Source organism: Ruminococcus sp. YRD2003 (assembly GCA_900109435.1).
Classification (GTDB): Bacteria; Bacillota; Clostridia; order Oscillospirales; family Ruminococcaceae; genus Ruminococcus; species Ruminococcus flavefaciens_G.
Genome location: FNZT01000003.1, coordinates 198,693 through 215,153 on the forward strand (window position 1 = coordinate 198,693; position 16,461 = coordinate 215,153).

13 protein-coding genes and 2 tRNA genes are annotated in these 16,461 nt (G+C 49.3%); 2 read left to right on the forward strand and 13 right to left on the reverse strand.

Features of this window, described 5'->3' with window-relative positions; translation table 11 throughout:
* Nucleotide 1 precedes the first annotated feature (1 nt).
* From hisG to pyrH, 11 genes are all read right to left on the reverse strand, one after another.
* The gene (hisG, locus tag BMX22_RS00960) at nucleotides 2-631 is read right to left on the reverse strand and encodes an ATP phosphoribosyltransferase (protein ID WP_031561443.1); all 630 of its coding nucleotides are present in this window, start codon (nucleotides 629-631) and stop codon (nucleotides 2-4) included.
* Nucleotides 631-1,824: an ATP phosphoribosyltransferase regulatory subunit gene (gene hisZ / locus BMX22_RS00965; RefSeq protein ID WP_074740062.1), complete on the reverse strand. Its 1,194-nt coding sequence runs from the start codon at nucleotides 1,822-1,824 to the stop codon at nucleotides 631-633. Before hisZ ends, hisG begins: the two co-directional genes overlap by 1 nt.
* Nucleotides 1,825-1,911: 87 nt before the next feature.
* Nucleotides 1,912-6,246 carry a PolC-type DNA polymerase III gene (locus tag BMX22_RS00970; RefSeq protein WP_074740063.1) on the reverse strand — a complete coding sequence of 1,445 codons (4,335 nt, stop codon included), beginning with the start codon at nucleotides 6,244-6,246 and terminating at the stop codon, nucleotides 1,912-1,914.
* Between the two features lie 55 nt (nucleotides 6,247-6,301).
* The gene (gene ispG / locus BMX22_RS00975) at nucleotides 6,302-7,339 is read right to left on the reverse strand and encodes a flavodoxin-dependent (E)-4-hydroxy-3-methylbut-2-enyl-diphosphate synthase (protein WP_074740064.1); all 1,038 of its coding nucleotides are present in this window, start codon (nucleotides 7,337-7,339) and stop codon (nucleotides 6,302-6,304) included.
* Nucleotides 7,340-7,343: 4 nt separating this feature from the next.
* Nucleotides 7,344-7,814 carry a hypothetical protein gene (locus BMX22_RS00980; RefSeq protein WP_074740065.1) on the reverse strand — a complete coding sequence of 157 codons (471 nt, stop codon included), beginning with the start codon at nucleotides 7,812-7,814 and terminating at the stop codon, nucleotides 7,344-7,346.
* The gene (locus BMX22_RS00985) at nucleotides 7,811-8,866 is read right to left on the reverse strand and encodes a M50 family metallopeptidase (protein ID WP_074740066.1); all 1,056 of its coding nucleotides are present in this window, start codon (nucleotides 8,864-8,866) and stop codon (nucleotides 7,811-7,813) included. The genes BMX22_RS00980 and BMX22_RS00985 overlap by 4 nt, the downstream gene beginning before the upstream one ends.
* A 23-nt stretch (nucleotides 8,867-8,889) precedes the next feature.
* Nucleotides 8,890-10,032 (reverse strand): 1-deoxy-D-xylulose-5-phosphate reductoisomerase, encoded by a 1,143-nt coding sequence (locus BMX22_RS00990; protein WP_074740067.1) that lies wholly within the window; start codon nucleotides 10,030-10,032, stop codon nucleotides 8,890-8,892.
* A 119-nt stretch (nucleotides 10,033-10,151) separates the two neighbouring features.
* Nucleotides 10,152-10,991, reverse strand: coding sequence for a phosphatidate cytidylyltransferase (locus tag BMX22_RS00995; RefSeq protein ID WP_074740068.1), 840 nt, complete (start codon nucleotides 10,989-10,991; stop codon nucleotides 10,152-10,154).
* Nucleotides 10,991-11,734: a polyprenyl diphosphate synthase gene (uppS, locus tag BMX22_RS01000; RefSeq protein WP_074740069.1), complete on the reverse strand. Its 744-nt coding sequence runs from the start codon at nucleotides 11,732-11,734 to the stop codon at nucleotides 10,991-10,993. The genes BMX22_RS00995 and uppS overlap by 1 nt, the downstream gene beginning before the upstream one ends.
* 8 nt (nucleotides 11,735-11,742) lie before the next feature.
* Nucleotides 11,743-12,297, reverse strand: coding sequence for a ribosome recycling factor (frr, locus tag BMX22_RS01005; RefSeq protein ID WP_074740070.1), 555 nt, complete (start codon nucleotides 12,295-12,297; stop codon nucleotides 11,743-11,745).
* 40 nt (nucleotides 12,298-12,337) lie between these two features.
* Nucleotides 12,338-13,048 carry a UMP kinase gene (gene pyrH, locus BMX22_RS01010; RefSeq protein WP_074740071.1) on the reverse strand — a complete coding sequence of 237 codons (711 nt, stop codon included), beginning with the start codon at nucleotides 13,046-13,048 and terminating at the stop codon, nucleotides 12,338-12,340.
* A 270-nt stretch (nucleotides 13,049-13,318) separates the two neighbouring features.
* Between pyrH and BMX22_RS01015 the strand changes: the two genes are divergently transcribed.
* A tRNA-Ser gene (locus BMX22_RS01015) sits at nucleotides 13,319-13,407 on the forward strand.
* A gap of 135 nt (nucleotides 13,408-13,542) precedes the next feature.
* Nucleotides 13,543-13,632 (forward strand) — tRNA-Ser (locus BMX22_RS01020).
* An 89-nt stretch (nucleotides 13,633-13,721) separates the two neighbouring features.
* Here the strand turns inward: BMX22_RS01020 and pulA are convergent.
* Together pulA and BMX22_RS01030 are read right to left on the reverse strand one after the other, a co-directional pair.
* A complete protein-coding gene (pulA, locus tag BMX22_RS01025) occupies nucleotides 13,722-15,605 on the reverse strand; it encodes a type I pullulanase (protein WP_074740072.1) in 1,884 nt (627 codons plus the stop codon).
* Between the two features lie 39 nt (nucleotides 15,606-15,644).
* On the reverse strand, nucleotides 15,645-16,394 hold the full coding sequence (locus BMX22_RS01030) for a helix-turn-helix transcriptional regulator (protein WP_074740073.1): 750 nt from the start codon (nucleotides 16,392-16,394) through the stop codon (nucleotides 15,645-15,647).
* Between the last annotated feature and the right edge of the window lie 67 nt (nucleotides 16,395-16,461).

Sequence of the window (16,461 nt, forward strand, 5' to 3'; positions counted from 1 at the left end):
TTTACAGATTTGCCTGTATCTTCTCGATAAGTGACTCTATCTCAGCCTGACGCATTTTAAGGCTGACTGTGTTTACTATCAGTCTTGCAGAGATGGGCGCAACGTCCTCGATGACCTCGAGCCCGTTCTCTTTCAGTGTCGTGCCTGTCTCGACGATATCGACAATACCGTCTGCGAGTTCAAGCAGAGGCGCGAGCTCTACCGAGCCCTCTATCTTCACTATATCAACGTCCATGCCCTTCTTCTCGAAGAAACTGCGGGAAACATTCGGATACTTGGTAGCTATGGTCTTTACGCCGAAGCCGCGGTAGAAATCGTATCCTTTCTTGGTAGCAAGAGCAAATTTGCATCTGCCGAAGCCGAGGTCTACAAGCTCGAAGAACTTGCCCTTCATCTCCATTATAGTGTCCTTGCCGACAACTCCCATGTCACATACACCGTGTTCAACATAGGTTATTACGTCATTCGCCTTAGCAAGTACGACTTCGAGATTTGCATCGGGTACGGGAAGTATCAGCTTTCTGCCCTTATCGCGTACAGCGGAGCAGTCAAAGCCGAGTTTTTCGAGAAGTCCGACTGTATCCTTTTCAAGTCTGCCCTTTGTGAGAGCTATTCTGATAGGCTTATCCATTATGCATCCTCCCTGCTCGAGCCGTTGATGACTACGACCTTTGCTATCTTCTTTTCCTTAGCGTATTCGCGGACTGTCTCTATATCGTCAAACAGAGCGTTCTCGACGATAAGTCCCTGTTCGCGGAGTTCGTTTGCTGCCTTTACAGCGGCAACTTCGCAGCCTTTTTCTGCATAGACGATGGCGTCGGTCTTAGGCATTGCAGGATAAACTCCGTTCTTCTCGATCACCTTCTGTATCGCGTTCACATTGACAGCGAATCCTACAGCAGGGATATCGTAGCCGAACTCTGAAATGAGCTTGTCATAGCGTCCGCCCGAGAGGACTTCCTCGCCGTGTCCCTGTAAGTAGCCCTTGATGATAACTCCCGTGTAATAGTCGGTCTTGTTGACAAGACCGAGGTCAACGGTTATATTCGTGTCCGAGCCGCACAGCTCGGTCAAATCGGTATAGATCTCGCGGAATTCGTCAAGGATATGCTTTACGTTCTCGTCGGGGATAAGCTCTTCAGCCTTATCGAATACCTCAACTCCTCCAAAAAGTGCGGGAAGCTTCTTCAATGCCGCAGTCACGGGAGTGGTGCCGAACGAATCGAGCAGATCGTTGAGTGCGGGGAAGTTCTTGCTCTCGATAAGCTTGCGTATACGCTCCTTGTCGGAATCGCTGACCTCGAGCTTTCCCACGAGCTCCTTGAAGACGCCGATATGACCTATTTCAAGCGAGAATTCCATACCGAATGCTTTCAGAGAATCTATCGCAGTTGAGATGACCTCAAGGTCTGCCATTTTTAGCTGTGAGCCTATGAGCTCGATACCCGCCTGCACGATTTCGTCGCTCCTGCCTTTGAGGGCGGGCTCTGTGCGGTACACAGTCTGATTGTAGCAGAGCTTGAGCGGAAGAACAGCTTCACGAAGACGTGTAGCCACAACTCTTGCGATAGGCATGGTCGAGTCGGGACGCATAACAAGGAGCCTTCCCTTGCTGTCTGTAAGCTTGTAGAGGTTCTCCTGAGGAAAATAGCGCGAGTTAAGGTTGAATACATCAAAGAATTCAAGACCTGGGGTTATCATTTCGCTGTATCCCCTGCTTGTGAATATCCTCTTTAAAGTATCCTCGATTTTCCTGCGTATGATGCACTCGCCAAAGAGCAGGTCCTTCGTGCCCTCGGGAGTGATAAGATCGTAATTTTTCATAATGTAACTGACCTCCGAAAGAATTACTTTAGTTTGCTAATGTGTTACTATGGTAATATAGTAACATATTACCATAGAAAAGTCAAGTTAAAAGAAGCTCATCTGTGATGATTCTGGCAAGTCGCCGAAAGCTCCTATGCTTTTCAACATATCTATTGTCGTTTTTGACGCACCGCTCATATCCTGAAACTCCTCTATGGATATGAAGCCGCCCTTCAGAGCTGCCTCACGAAGTCCCTTTGCAGCGTTTTCACCGACTCCCGACATCGCCGAGAAAGGAATTCGGAGCTTGCCGTCCTCGATAAGGAAGTCCTTGGCATCAGATTTGAAAAGGTCTATCGGCAGGAACTCATATCCGCGCGAGAGCATCTCGTTCGTGATGAGAAGGATATCGTAGAGGTCGGTCTCCTTTTTCGAGCGGTCATTTCCAAGCTCGCGGAGCTCCCGCATTTTCGCGCGGACGACCTCCTTGCCCTGAACAGCAAGCTCTGCATTGAAGTCCTCACCGCGGACGGAGAAGTACGTTGCGTAATACTCCAGCGGCATATGAAGCTTGAACCACCCGAGCTTTATCGCCGCGATAACGTATGCTGCGGCGTGAGCTTTCGGGAACATATACTTTATCTTCAAACAGCTTTCAATGTACCACTCGGGGACGTTGTGGCTCCTGAGCATCTCGATTATCTCGGGTGTGAACTGCTTCGGAGCCTTGCCCTTACGTGTCCACTCCATTATCTGGAACGCCATTTTGGGCTCTACGCCTTTATACAGCAGATATGTCATGATGCTGTCACGCGTACCTATAACCTCGGATATCGTGCAGACCTTGTTATCAATGAGGTCCTTTGCATTTCCGAGCCAGACGTCGGTTCCGTGCGAAAGTCCCGATATCTGTAGGAAATCGCTGAATTTCGTGGGCTTTGCGTCCAGAAGCATCTGTATCGTGAAGCCCGTACCCATTTCGGGTATACCGAGGCTTCCCGTCTTGCAGAATATCTCTTCAGGTGTTACTCCGAGCACCGAGCAGTCCGTACACATACGTATAACATCAGGGTCGGAAGTAGGTACATCCTTTATTTTTATTCCTGTCAGGTCCTCAAGATGCTTGTACAGTGTAGGCACAACGTGACCGAGCTCATCAAGTTTAAGTATAGTATCGTGCAGTGAGTTAAATGTGAAATGGGTCGTGATAATCTCCGAATCAGCGGTATCTGCGGGGTGCTGAACGGGTGTGAAGTCGTACACCTCATAGTCAGAGGGCACAACGACCATTCCGCCTGGATGCTGACCTGTAGTACGCTTTATGCCGGTACAGCCGATAGCGAGGCGGTTCATCTCGGAGTTGTTGAGGGTTATGCCGTTGTCCTCGCAGTATTTTTTTACGTAGCCGAAAGCGGTCTTGTCCGCTACGACAGAAATAGTTCCCGCCTTGAAAACGTTTGATTTACCGAACAGCTCTTCCGTGTAGCGGTGAGCCCAGAACTGGTACTCATCGGAGAAATTGAGATCGATATCAGGCGCTTTATCGCCGTCGAAACCAAGGAAGGTCTCAAATGGGATATCGTGACCGTCGCGGTTAAGTTCAGCGCCGCATTTCGGGCATTTTTTTGGCGGGAGGTCGAAGCCCGAGCCATATACACCGTCAAGCAGGAACTCGCTGTACTTGCAGTCGGGATTGGGGCAGACGTAATGCGGCGGGAGCGGGTTTACTTCGGAAATACCAGCCATCGAAGCTACGAACGACGAGCCTACCGAACCACGCGAGCCTACAAGATAACCATGTTCTACTGAGTTCCATACGAGCTTTTGCGCGATAATATAAAGAACGGAGAAACCGTGCTTGATAATGGAACTCAGCTCGCGGTCAAGACGCTTATCAACGAGCTCGGGAAGCGGGTCGCCGTATATTTCGTGCGCCTTATCGTGAGTGATACGTATCAGCTCTTCCTCAGCCCCTTCGATAGTCGGAGTAAACGTACCCTTTGGTATCGGGCGGACAACTTCCACCATATCCGCAATGGCATTTGTATTGGTTATGACTATTTCCTTTGCTTTTTCCTCGCCGAGATAAGCGAACTCCCTGAGCATTTCATCGGTAGTTCTGAAATACAGAGCCGCCTGATTCTCAGCGTCCTTGAATCCCATGGTAGTCAGGATTATCTTGCGGAAAATAGCATCCTTAGGGTCGATGAAGTGAACGTCGCAGGTCGCACAAACGGGGATACTCAGCCTGTCGCCGATTTTGACGATATCGGCATTGAACTCGCGGAGCTCATCGTCATCGCGTACATTTCCCTCGCGCACCATGAACTCATTATTGCAGATAGGCTGTATTTCAAGGTAATCATAGAAGCGGGCGAGGTTGTCGATAAATTCACGGGAACGCAGGTCGACCATAGCGCGGAAGAGTTCACCCGCTTCGCAGGCACTTCCGAAGATAAGACCTTCGCGGTGCTTGATAAGGACTGACTTCGGTATGAGCGGTTTTTTGTAGAAATACTCGAGGTTGCTTATCGAAACGAGCCTGTAAAGGTTCTTCAGTCCTTCCTGATTGCGAACGAGTATTATCTGATGATAGGATTTTAGTTTTTTCTTCTCTATCTCATCAACAAGGATATTCAGCTGTTGTATCGTAGCGAATGAGCGCTCATTCTTCAGCCTTCCTGTTAGCTCTATGAATATTTTAGCAAGCATGAGTGCGTCATCAGAAGCGCGGTGATGCTCGAAATTACCGAGCTTGAGCTGTTTCGCGACGTGGTTTAGCTTGTGGCGTCCCATTTCGGGAAGCATAGACTGACACATAACGAGAGTATCGACCCACGTATAAGGGAAGCTGATATCGTTGCGCGCGCAGACCTGATTTATCATATTCGTATCGAAGCGGGCGTTGTGTGCGACGAGCACAGGTCTGTCTCCGCAGAACTCCATAAATTGCCGCAGAGCCTTGCTTTCGTCAGGAGCGTCGGCAACATCCGCGTCGCTGATACCTGTCAGTTCGGTTATCTTTTCAGGGATATGGAATCCGGGGTTGACTTTAGTATTGAAACTGTCTATAACCTGTAGATTTTTAAGTTTAACAGCGCCAATTTCCGTGAGCCTGTCGTGACGGAAGCTGAGACCCGTAGTCTCAACGTCGAAAACTATTATTTCGTCATCGAGCTTGCGGTCGTCGTCGCCGTAGACGACCATATCACGTTCTATGTCGTTGACAACGTATGCCTCCATACCGTAGATGACTTTGAAGTTCTTGGGCATATTGTACATACAGTCGGGAAAAGCCTGAACGTTGCCGTGGTCGGTTATCGCCATTGCCTGGTGTCCCCACGAGGCTGCTCGGTTAATAAGCGTAACAGGGTCTGTTACCGCATCCATAGCAGACATATTCGTATGGCAGTGCAGCTCAACGCGCTTCTCGGGATAGGTGTCGATTTTCGGAGTACGCTTGACCTTGATAATGGAGTAAGGCGATATGCAGATATCCTTTGCGAACTGGTCATAGTCTATCTTGCCTGCAATAAGAAGAGAGGTTCCGTTTTTGATACCGGTGTAGAGTTTGAGCTCGTCCTCGTCGTTTTCCTTGACGAACACCTTGACGAGCAGTGAACCGCTGTAATCGGTGATATTGAAGGTCACGACCGTCTTGCCGCTTTTCAGTTCTTTAGCTTCGGAAGCAAAAACATCTCCGACAATAACGACCTTTTCGGAAAGTAGCTTGACCGCTTCTGCAATTGATATCGGCTTCTCACGTATGGGACGTCCCTTGAGCAACTCGGCAGATTCGGGGTCATAGTCCATATCGAGAGAATCCGTATCTACGGAGCGTGTCGGAACAGCAGCCTGAATAAGTTCCTGCCTCTTTTCGGCTTCCGATTTCTCGGGAGCAAACTGGTCGCTGTAATCAGGAAGAGTTGCCTCGACCTCTGCCGTGATATGGTCGAATTCTTCGGAGGTTATAGCCTCTCCGCCGAGCAGTTCTATCTCAAAGCGGATACCGTACATATTGTATATGAGCTGGCTGAGTTTTGCGGAGAAATGAAAACGTTCAAGTATCTTCCTGCCGCTGTGCTGCAAGCCTATGGATATTTTGTTGTCGGAGCGCCGTATCTCAGCGTCGTCAAGGAAGCCGTTCACGACAGATACTTCGCGCTTTAGAAGTACGAGGATATCGGTGAACTGTGACAGGTCGAACAGCGTCTCTTCGTAACGCGGATGAAGGCGAACGGATTCTACCTTTATCGCAGCGGCAAGAGCGCTCTCGAAAGCAAATATATCAGCCGACTGTACATATGCGGAGAATCTCGCAAAGAAGCTGAAATGACGCATATCCTGAGTATACGTCATCTTATAAATCTCGCCTGCCCCCACAGATTCGGGGAGCTCGGTGCAGTATTCCTTTAAAAACTCGGATAAAACAATGTTCATGAATAAAACTCCGTATCAAGACTTTAAGGGCAGACAGAGTCCGCCCTTGTTGAGATCATAATTTTTCTACCTCGGCAAGAAGTTCGGAAACAATCTCGTCCTCGCGTATCTTGCGCTGAGTGCCGTCCTTTTTGAAAATGATAGCACAGCCGTCACCGCCTGCGATACCGATATCGGCTTCGCGAGCCTCTCCCGGACCGTTGACGATACAGCCCATAACTGCAACAGTAATGTCCTTGTCTGTATCTTTAAGCGCAGCCTCCACCTTTTTTGCGGTACCGATGAGGTCGATACGGGTACGTCCGCAGGTAGGACATGAAACAAATCTCACGCCGCCGCGCTTGCCGATGCATCTGAGGATATCCTTCGCCGCCTCTATCTCCTTGACGGGCTCATCAGTGAGCGAAACTCTTATAGTCTCGCCTATACCGTCACAGAGGAGCGAACCTATGCCGACTGCGGACTTGATAAGTCCCATGCGCTCGGTCCCCGCTTCGGTAACACCGAGGTGCAGCGGATAATCACACTTCTCGGCAGCAAGTCTGTACGAAGCTATCATACGGTTCACGTCAGAGGATTTTATAGAGATAACGATATCGTTGAAATCAAATCTTTCGAGAAGAGCCGCGTGACCCATAGCGCTCTCGACGAGAGCCTCAGGCGTAGGAGAACCATACTTCGCGAGGATATCCTTCTCGAGCGACCCCGAATTAACGCCTATACGGATAGGGAGATTGTGAAGTCTGCACGCGTCCACGACAGCTTTTACCCTGTCCATATCGCCGATATTTCCGGGATTGATGCGTATTTTGTCAACTCCGGCAGCAGCAGCCTCTATCGCAAGCTTGTAGTCGAAATGGATATCCGCGACGAGCGGTATCTTCACCGCTTCCTTGATAGCGGGGATAAGCTTTACAGCCTCCATATTCGGGATAGCTGCGCGGATTATCTCACAGCCTGCCTTTTCGAGCTCTACCGCCTGCTTCACACTCCCCTCGATATCGTCCGAGCGAGCGTTCAGCATGGACTGTATGTAAATATGCTTTCCGTCGAGGACGCAGTCCCCGACCCTTACAGGTCTGACATTTCTCATGATACTAACTCCTTTTATTGTATATCTCACTTACGATGTATTTACCGTTCAGCTCGTAAACGGTACATTTGTTGAAGTAAAATGTGTCGATACTCATATAGAAACCGTCACTTTTTATCTTCTGACCGTCAGGCAGTCTGACGATCAGTCTGTCAGCGCGTTTCGGCTTTCTGATCACATCGACTATATCAGCTTCGACAGGCAAACCGCGTTCGAGAAATATGCGTCTTTTCACCTTGCTCAGCAAACAGCGCATCGTCATAATGAAGGGTATCGCAAACAGAGCGGGAAGCAAAACCTTTCCCTGAATGCCCTCCTCAGATACCAGCTTCCGCAGACATTCGATCACACCGATATCATGTTTTTTAGCAGTTAAATATATGCTGACCGCGCCTGTGAAGAGGAATAAGCCCCAGATAACGGCGGCAGCTCCAAAGTCTTCCTTTTCGGATCTGAACCTGACTTTTTTGTTCATTTTTGTATGATACGCATAATGTCGTTGAATGTGGCGAATATCAGCACACCGAACAGCAGGACCATTCCCGCAAGGTGTACATAGCCTTCATGTTCCGGCTTGACGGGCTTGCGGCGTATAAGCTCGATAAAGCAGAACAGCAGCCTGCCTCCGTCAAGTCCGGGTACGGGCAGAAGATTAAAAATACCGACATTTATAGTGATAAGCGCTGTCATATAGACGAGCATAAAGACGAGGTCTTCGGTAGATTCAGCCTGTTCTGTAGTCTCGTTTATGGAAGAGACAACGCCTACAGGTCCTGATATCTGGTCCTTGCTGAGTTTGCCTGTTATCATCTGTTTGAGCGACATACCAACGATATGCCCCATAGACAGTGCCGTCTCTCCCGAGCACTGCATAACGCTGAAAAGACCTTTATCCTTGTACACAAGACCGAAGTCCATCATCTCGCCCGAGGCGTCGTCGTGAAATGTTACATTCTCGAGCTTTACGCGCTTACCGTCGCGCTTGACTACAACATCGTGCGTTTCGGTCTTGAAGGTCGAGAACATATAGTCAATATCGAGGTAACTGTATATGGAGGTGCCGTCGATCTTTACGATCTTGTCGCCGTGGCGCAATCCCGAATGATAGCTCTGCGCGTAATATGTCTTGCTCCCGTCGTCGTTTATCTTGCCGCTGAAGCCGCTGATGCGCGTAGACGGTATGACCTCGAACATACTGACCATAATTGTACACATTATAAGTCCGAGCAGGAAATTCATTCCCGCTCCCGCAACAAGGACGATCATGCGCTTCCAAAGTTTGGCATTGCGGAATGAGCGCGGATTATCTTCGCTCGAATCCTCGCCCTCCATAGCGCAGAAACCTCCGAGCGGCAGAAGTCTCAGCGAATAGGCAGTCTCACCGAAGCGCTTCTGCAAGAGCTTTGGTCCCATTCCGACCGAGAATTCAAGAACCTTTATCCCGCTGAGCTTAGCGCAGATGAAATGACCGAATTCATGTATCGTAACAATGAGACCGAATATGATAAGTGCAAAAACTATACCCATTTATATCCTTTCTTTCTGTTGACTCAGATAAGGCTTCTGACATAATCTCTGGCGCGTTTGTCGGCATCCATTACATCCTCGTAGCAATTTATCTCGGAGTATCCGAATTTTTCAAGCACCGAGGATACTATCTCACCTATTTGTATGAAGCTTATCTCGTCATTGAGAAATGCGCGTACAGCCTCTTCGTTTGCGGAATTAACAAGGCAGGGATAAGCTCCGCCGCGGGTGATCGCATCAATTGCCGCACCGAGACACTTGAAAGTCTTGCTGTCGGGCTTCGCGAAGGTAAGCGTACCGTAGTCTGTGAGCGAGAGCGGTTTTGTTGGGCACTCGAATCTGTCGGGATATGTCAGTGCGTACTGGATCGGGATCTTCATATCGGGAACTCCGAGCTGAGCGATAACAGCGCAGTCATTGTACTCTACAGCCGAATGAATAACGCTCTGACGGTGAACAACTATCTCTATCTGGTCGGGTGCAAGGTCAAACAGCCACTTTGCTTCGATAAATTCGAGCCCCTTGTTCATGAGGGTCGCGGAATCTATCGTGATCTTGTTGCCCATATCCCAGTTGGGGTGCTTCAGCGCGTCAGCCTTGGTGACATTTCCGAGCTGCTCGTAGGTGTAGCCGTAGAAAGGTCCGCCCGAAGCAGTGAGGATTATCTTTGACAGCTGAGAGCGCTTATTACCCTGCAAGCACTGGAATATCGCTGAGTGTTCGCTGTCTACGGGATATATCTTCACGCCTTTCTCAGCAGCCGCGGACATAACGAGCTTTCCTCCCGCCACGAGAGTTTCCTTGTTGGCAAGAGCGATATCCTTGCCTGCTTCGATAGCGGTAAGAGTAGGAAGCAGTCCCACCATGCCGACAACAGAGTTGAGCACGATGTCATTCTCCTCAAGAGCGGCTATCCTGCAAAGCCCCTCCATCCCGCAAAGGATCTCAACATCAGTATCTGCGAGATTTTCTTTGAGCTCAGTATATTTCTCCTCGTTATAAATGCAGACATACTCAGGCTTGAACTTTCTCACCTGTTCGCTCAGCAGCTTAACACTGCTGTGAGCGGCGAGAGCAACGATATTGAAGCCCTGCTTCTCGCAGACCTCAAGAGACTGCGTTCCTATTGAGCCAGTCGAACCGAGAATAGAAACATTTTTGTTCATTATATTATATCTCCTTTAAGTAACGAAAATTCACGTCGCACGGCATATTGCCGCAAAAACGAGATTCCGCATAAGCACAAAAGGGACTATCCGCTTGCACGTTTAGTCACCTCTGAGCATTATAAATACATATGTATACCAAAGAAAGCGATGAATACATAGAAGGTAGGAAGCACGAAAAGAACGCTGTCAAAGCGGTCCATGAGTCCGCCGTGACCCGGCATTATCTTTCCGTAGTCCTTAAAGCCTATCTGGCGCTTGACCATAGAGGCGGAGAGGTCGCCGATAGCTCCTACGACCGCGCAGAAAGCTCCCATTACGAGTGAGATAACTGCTCTCTTCGGAGTGAATCCATAGTAGATGGAAAAAGCAGCTGCATATGTAATGGCAGTAGTAAGTATCCCACCGATGAAGCCTTCTATGGTCTTTTTGGGGCTAATCTCGGGACAGAGCTTGTGCTTGCCGATAGCAACGCCCGTGAAGTAAGCCCCCGTATCGGCTATCCACGCACCGCACAGAGCCATTATCAGCAGGAACAAACCGTTCTTGCTGTCGGTACGCTCGATACGTATCATAGTAGTCATGGCCTGCGGAACGAGTACCATGCACGCAAGCACGAAAAACACCTGTTCATAGCGGATATACTTGTGCTTGGCGAGCCACGTAATGAAGATGATGAACGCAGCAGCGAGCGTGACTGTGAATGTAATGATATGAAAAAGCTCTGTCGTGCCGTCATGCGATAAAGTGCCGTAAAGAAGCGGCAAAGCTATTCCGCAGAGCTCGGCAGGAATAAGCACGGGCAGGCATTTTTCGAGCTTGACAGCGCGTATCAGCTCGAACAGCATGACCGCGACCATAGCCGCAACGGCTATCGGCAGCAGTATCGTATCATGGAAATACAGGATAACAGCCAGTAAAGCCGCGCCGACTGCACCCGAAATTATCCTTGTAAGCATCAAACGCCACCAAATCTGCGGTTTCTGTTTGCATAGTCGATGATAGCATCGTTAAGATCCTTGCCCGTGAAATCAGGCCAGAGGATATCCGTGAAATAGTACTCCGCATAAGCGCACTGCCAGATAAGGAAGTTAGAGAGACGAAGCTCTCCGCTCGGACGGATAACGAGGTCAACATCGGGGAATCCGGCTGTGTAGAGACCATCTGCGACAGTCTGCTCTGTAATATCCTCGGGCTGGAGCTCGCCGTTCTTTACTCTCTCGGCGATTTTGCGGCAGCTGTTTGCAATATCGTCGCGTCCGCCGTAGTTGACAGCAAGAAACACGATCATTTCATCATAGTCCTTGCAAGCCTCTTCGACCTCTATCATCTTGTTGCGGAGCTTTTCCGAGAAACGCGCTTTATCGCCCATGAATATGAGTCTTGTCTTTTCCTCATGGAGCCAGTGTATGTCAGAGAGATAATCGTAGAACAGCTTCATAAGACCCGCTACCTCGTCCTCGGGGCGGTTCCAGTTCTCGGTGGAGAACGCGTAGAATGACAGGTGCTTCAGACCGATGTCCTTACAGTGACGGATTATCTTCTTGAAGGTCTTAGCACCCTCGATATGTCCCATAGGACGGGGCAGTCCGCGCTTTTTTGCCCATCTGCCGTTACCGTCCATGATTATGCCGACGTGCTGCGGGAGCACCTCGGGGAGCTCAGTGAGGAGCTCCTCTTTCTTTTTACCGAATATAGCCATGTTACACCTCAGACAGTCATTATCTCTTTTTCTTTTTCGGATACAGCCTTGTCAGCCTCGCCGCAGAACTTATCGGTCAGGTCCTGGACCTTCTTTTCGCAGTCCTTGAGGTCGTCCTCGGTTATTTCGGAATTCTTCTGCATCTTCTTGAGTTTATCCATGGTATCGCGTCTGATAGAACGGATAGCGACCTTGCAGTCCTCGCCGAGCTTCTTTACGCCCTTGCAGAGTTCCTTACGGCGATCCTCGGTAAGCTGCGGGAATGCAAGACGGATAACACTTCCGTCGTTGGTGGGATTGATGCCGATATCGGAAGCCTGTATCGCCTTCTCAATGGGCTTGAGCTGATTCTTCTCCCAAGGAGAAATAACGAGGATACGACCCTCGGACACGGAGATAGCAGCCATCTGATTGATGGGAGTAGGTGTGCCCCAGTAATCAACGTTTATCTTGTCGAGAACAGCGGGATTGGCACGTCCTGCACGGATAGCGGCAAATTCCTTGTCGAGGGAGTTAAGGCTTTTGTTCATTTTTTCCTTAGCGTGGTCGATAGTTTCTTTCATTGTGATACATTCCTTTCTATACTATAATAATTATTTTTTATCAGTCCTCGTAAACGACAGTACCAACGTCCTTGCCCATAACAGCGTCATAGATATTATCGGGACGGCTGAGGTCGAATACGAGCATTTTCATCTTATTGTCGCGGCACATAGCGGCAGCAGTGCTGTCCATAACGCCGAGTTCTTCGCCGATAACCTTTGAGAACGTGAGCGTACTGTACTTCTTCGCATCGTCGAACTTGTGGGGGTCCTTATCATAAACGCCGTCAACAAGAGTAGCTTTGAGGAAGATATCGGCATTTATCTCAGCAGCACGGAGCGAAGCAGCAGTATCTGTCGAGAAGAATGGGTTGCCTGTACCGCAGCCGAAAATGACTACCCTGCCCTTGTCGAGGTGACGGACAGCTCTGTTGCGGATATACGGTTCAGCGACCTGTGACATATTTATAGCGGTCTGTACGCGGGTATCACAGCCGAGTGATTCAAGCACATCGGCAAGTGCGAGAGCGTTCATAGCAGTAGCGAGCATACCGATGTGGTCGGCTCTTGTTCTGTCCATAGCACCGCTTGAGCGGCCTCTCCAGAAGTTTCCGCCGCCGACAACAACAGCGACCTGAACGCCTGCGTCAACGACTTTCTTGATGCTCTTGCAGATGTCGGTGATGACATCGTAATTGAGACCTGTTTTCTTGTCGCCTGCGAGAGCCTCGCCGCTGACTTTCAATAATATTCTTTTATATTTGGGTTCCATACTGTCCACCTCACAAAAAATTACTATATCTATTTTACACTAAAAAGGCGTTTCTGTAAAGTGAAAAATGACAGAAAAACATTCAAACAGCATAATTTTACATATTTTACTAATTGCTTCGTCTGCAAAGAGGCGCTTGTGAAAGCACTTCGTCAAATCAAACAAAATTGTTGACAATTTCTTGTTGCATTCTTCACGAGAACTATCCTTGACAAGAGCGCGCCGATATGATATAATAATTAAGCTGACTAATCAAGAACAGCAAAAAATGGAGAGGTATCGAAGCGGTCATAACGAGGCGGTCTTGAAAACCGTTTGACTTAACGGTCACGTGGGTTCGAATCCCACCCTCTCCGCCACACCGAGCGGGTGTTCGCGGTTCGCGGATTCGCTCGCAAGCTCGCTTGCTCTTTACAAATTGTTAGTTTTCTTTCGCGTATTTCAGCAATACGAAAGTCTAACTGACATATAGTCGCCGATAGTATGTCGGTAATGCGGATTTACCCAAGTGGTGAAGGGGCTCCCCTGCTAAGGGAGTAGGTCGGGAAACCGGCGCGAGAGTTCAAATCTCTCAATCCGCGCCAGCGCGGTACGGTATTAACGTACCGCGTTTTGTTTTCAAAACAAACCTCTTATATACAAAAAAGCTCCCGATATGGGAGCTTTTGATTTTTTATTTTATTTTTACGAGCAGTACGCTTCTTCTGCCGCACACAGCCTCTCCTTCAACATGATACAGCGGAGTTGCGGAAGCTGAACTCTTGTCCGCGTAGACATCGCCTGTTGCCTGAACTTTCAGCTCGTGACCGTGAGGATTTACTACGAGCATAAATCGTCCGATATATGCGATGAACGCACCGTTCTCGAGGTCTCGGAAGCTGATCAGGGCGCGTATCTCAGCGCCGTAGCGAAGTCTGAATTCCGCAAATTTACGGCGTATCGCGATCAGTCCCGCGTAATACTGCTGCGGCTCACGATAATTTGTAAGTCTGTTCCATTTTATGCTGTTGACGCTGTCGGGAGAATTATAGCTGTTGTGATCAAAGCCTCCGCCGGGGAGCGGTTTGCTTCGGAGGAATTCCTGCCCTGCCTGTATGAACGGGATGCCCTGCGAGAAGAACACCAGCGCTGCTCCGAGCTTGTCTGCGGCGATGAGGTCCCAGTCCGAGGCTCCTTTCATGGAAAGGATCAGTTTATCGAAGAACGTCAGATTGTCGTGAGCCTCGACATAATTCACTATCTGACACGCAGAATCAGCGATAGAGCCGTTCATTACCTGTTGATGTCCCACCCAGCCGCAGAGTGACGCCTTTATCAGCTGAGCCTTATCATACGAGCTGCCGCCGTTGACATATCCTGTTGCTTCGTCATTGAAAACGCTGCCCTTGACAGTATCGCGGAACTCGTCGGAAAAAACAGCAAACTCAGGCAGCTTGCGGATATTGTGCTTCATTGCTCTCAGTGAGTCATCGAGCGGTGAACCTCCGCCCGTCCAGCCCTCACCGTAAAGGATGATATCGGGATTTATTCGCCGAAGCTTTTCTGCCGCGCGGTTAAGAGTTTCGATATCAAGCAGCCCCATAAGGTCGAACCGAAAGCCGTCGAGCTTGTACGTCTCCGCGAGGAAGCAAAGGCTATCTATGATGTATTTCCGAGCCATTTTGCGCTCGGAGGCAAATTCATTTCCGCAGCCCGAGCCGTTTGAGTAATTTCCCTCCCAGAGTCTGTAGTAATAATACGGAAAAGTCTTGCTGAACGCCGAATTCTCAGTATTATAGGTGTGGTTGTAGACCACATCCATGATCACACCGATGCCCTTCCTGTGGCACGCCATCACGAGCTGGCGGAATTCACGGACCCTCACCTCACCGTCGAAAGGATCGGAGCTGTACGAGCCCTCGAGAACGTTGTAATTGAGCGGGTCATAGCCCCAGTTGAACTGCGGCAGACTGCTGCTCTCGTCCACAGTCGCGAAGTCAAAAACGGGCAGCAGATGAATATGAGTAACGCCGAGTGAGGCGATGTAGTCAAGACCTATCTCGTCGCCCATATCGTTAGTGATGCCTGTCTCGGTGAAGGCGAGGAATCTCCCCTTATTGCGGAAATGTCCGCTTCTGTCAATGGAGAAATCACGCACATGGAGCTCATAGATAATAGCGTCGGTGTATTTTTCGAGCGTTACAGGCTCATCGAGCTGCCAGCCGTCGGGCTCCGCGTCAGAGAGGTCGAGGACCATTCCCCTCTTTCCGTTTACCCCCGCAGTAACAGCGTAGATGTCGATAGTTTCAAACTCCTCGCCGTCTATGTGTATCTCATAGGTGTAATAAACGCCGTCGAGGTCGTCGCAGACAACGGCAGACCAAACACCGCCTTTGCATTTCATATTTACGACAGCTATCGGTGAGCTGTCCTCACCGTCGGGATACAGTCTGACCTTGACCTTGTCCGCACACGGGGACCATACCCTGAATTCTGTCTGATGACGGGAATAGATGGCGCCAAGTTTGCCGCCGTAGTAATATTTTTCATCGATTTCGTCAAAGTTTCGAATTGTCAAAGAAGTTCACCTCAAAAAAGTTCTGTTCATAAATTGAGCTCATAGCTCTGATATATTATCCGAGTAATACATACTGCGGTACTGTCCTGGAGTCATCCCCGTGATCTTTCGGAAAGTGGATGTAAAAGCGCTTTGAGACGAGAAACCCAAAGACAGAGATATATCCGAAAGCGGAAAAGAAGAGTATTTGAGCATATTCCCCGCGGTCTTGATCTTTGCGCGGATAATATAGTCCTTCAGAGTTACCCCCGTCTCCTTGGCGAAAAGCCGTGACATGGAGCTTGGATGCAGGCTCTCTCTCTCTGCGAGCATTTCGAGCGTAAGGGGCTCGTGAAGGTGGTCGTAGATATAGTCTATCGTACGCCTCACGTGTACCGAGACAGCGCCAGTTTTCTGGGTCTCGCGCATACGCTGTGCAAAGTCGACCTGCATATCGCCGAGAAGGTCGAGCACCTCGTCGGGGTCGGTACACTTATCAGCTTTTCGGATATAAATGTCGCTGAGGGTATAGGCAACATTGTGCTCGAGCCCTCCGTCCACGCATATTCGCGCAACTATAGCCGCACAGACCACAAGATGGTAAATATTATTGCGGAGCGGGTCGTCCGAGAGCTGTCCCTTGCCCTTGTTGAAATCAAGACGGGCTTTGGCATAGTTTTCTTTTACCCGTGAAATGTCGCCGTCTCTTATGGCATAGTATTTCTCAAATTCGCTGTGAATATCAGTACGAGTGAAGTCATTTTCCTTTTGAATGAAGAGCCTGTAGTTGAGGTCACGGTTGGTATTCATTCGGTTCACCCTCTTTCAGATTTAGGAGCTAAAAGCTCACGCAATGGATATTGTACCACATTTTTAT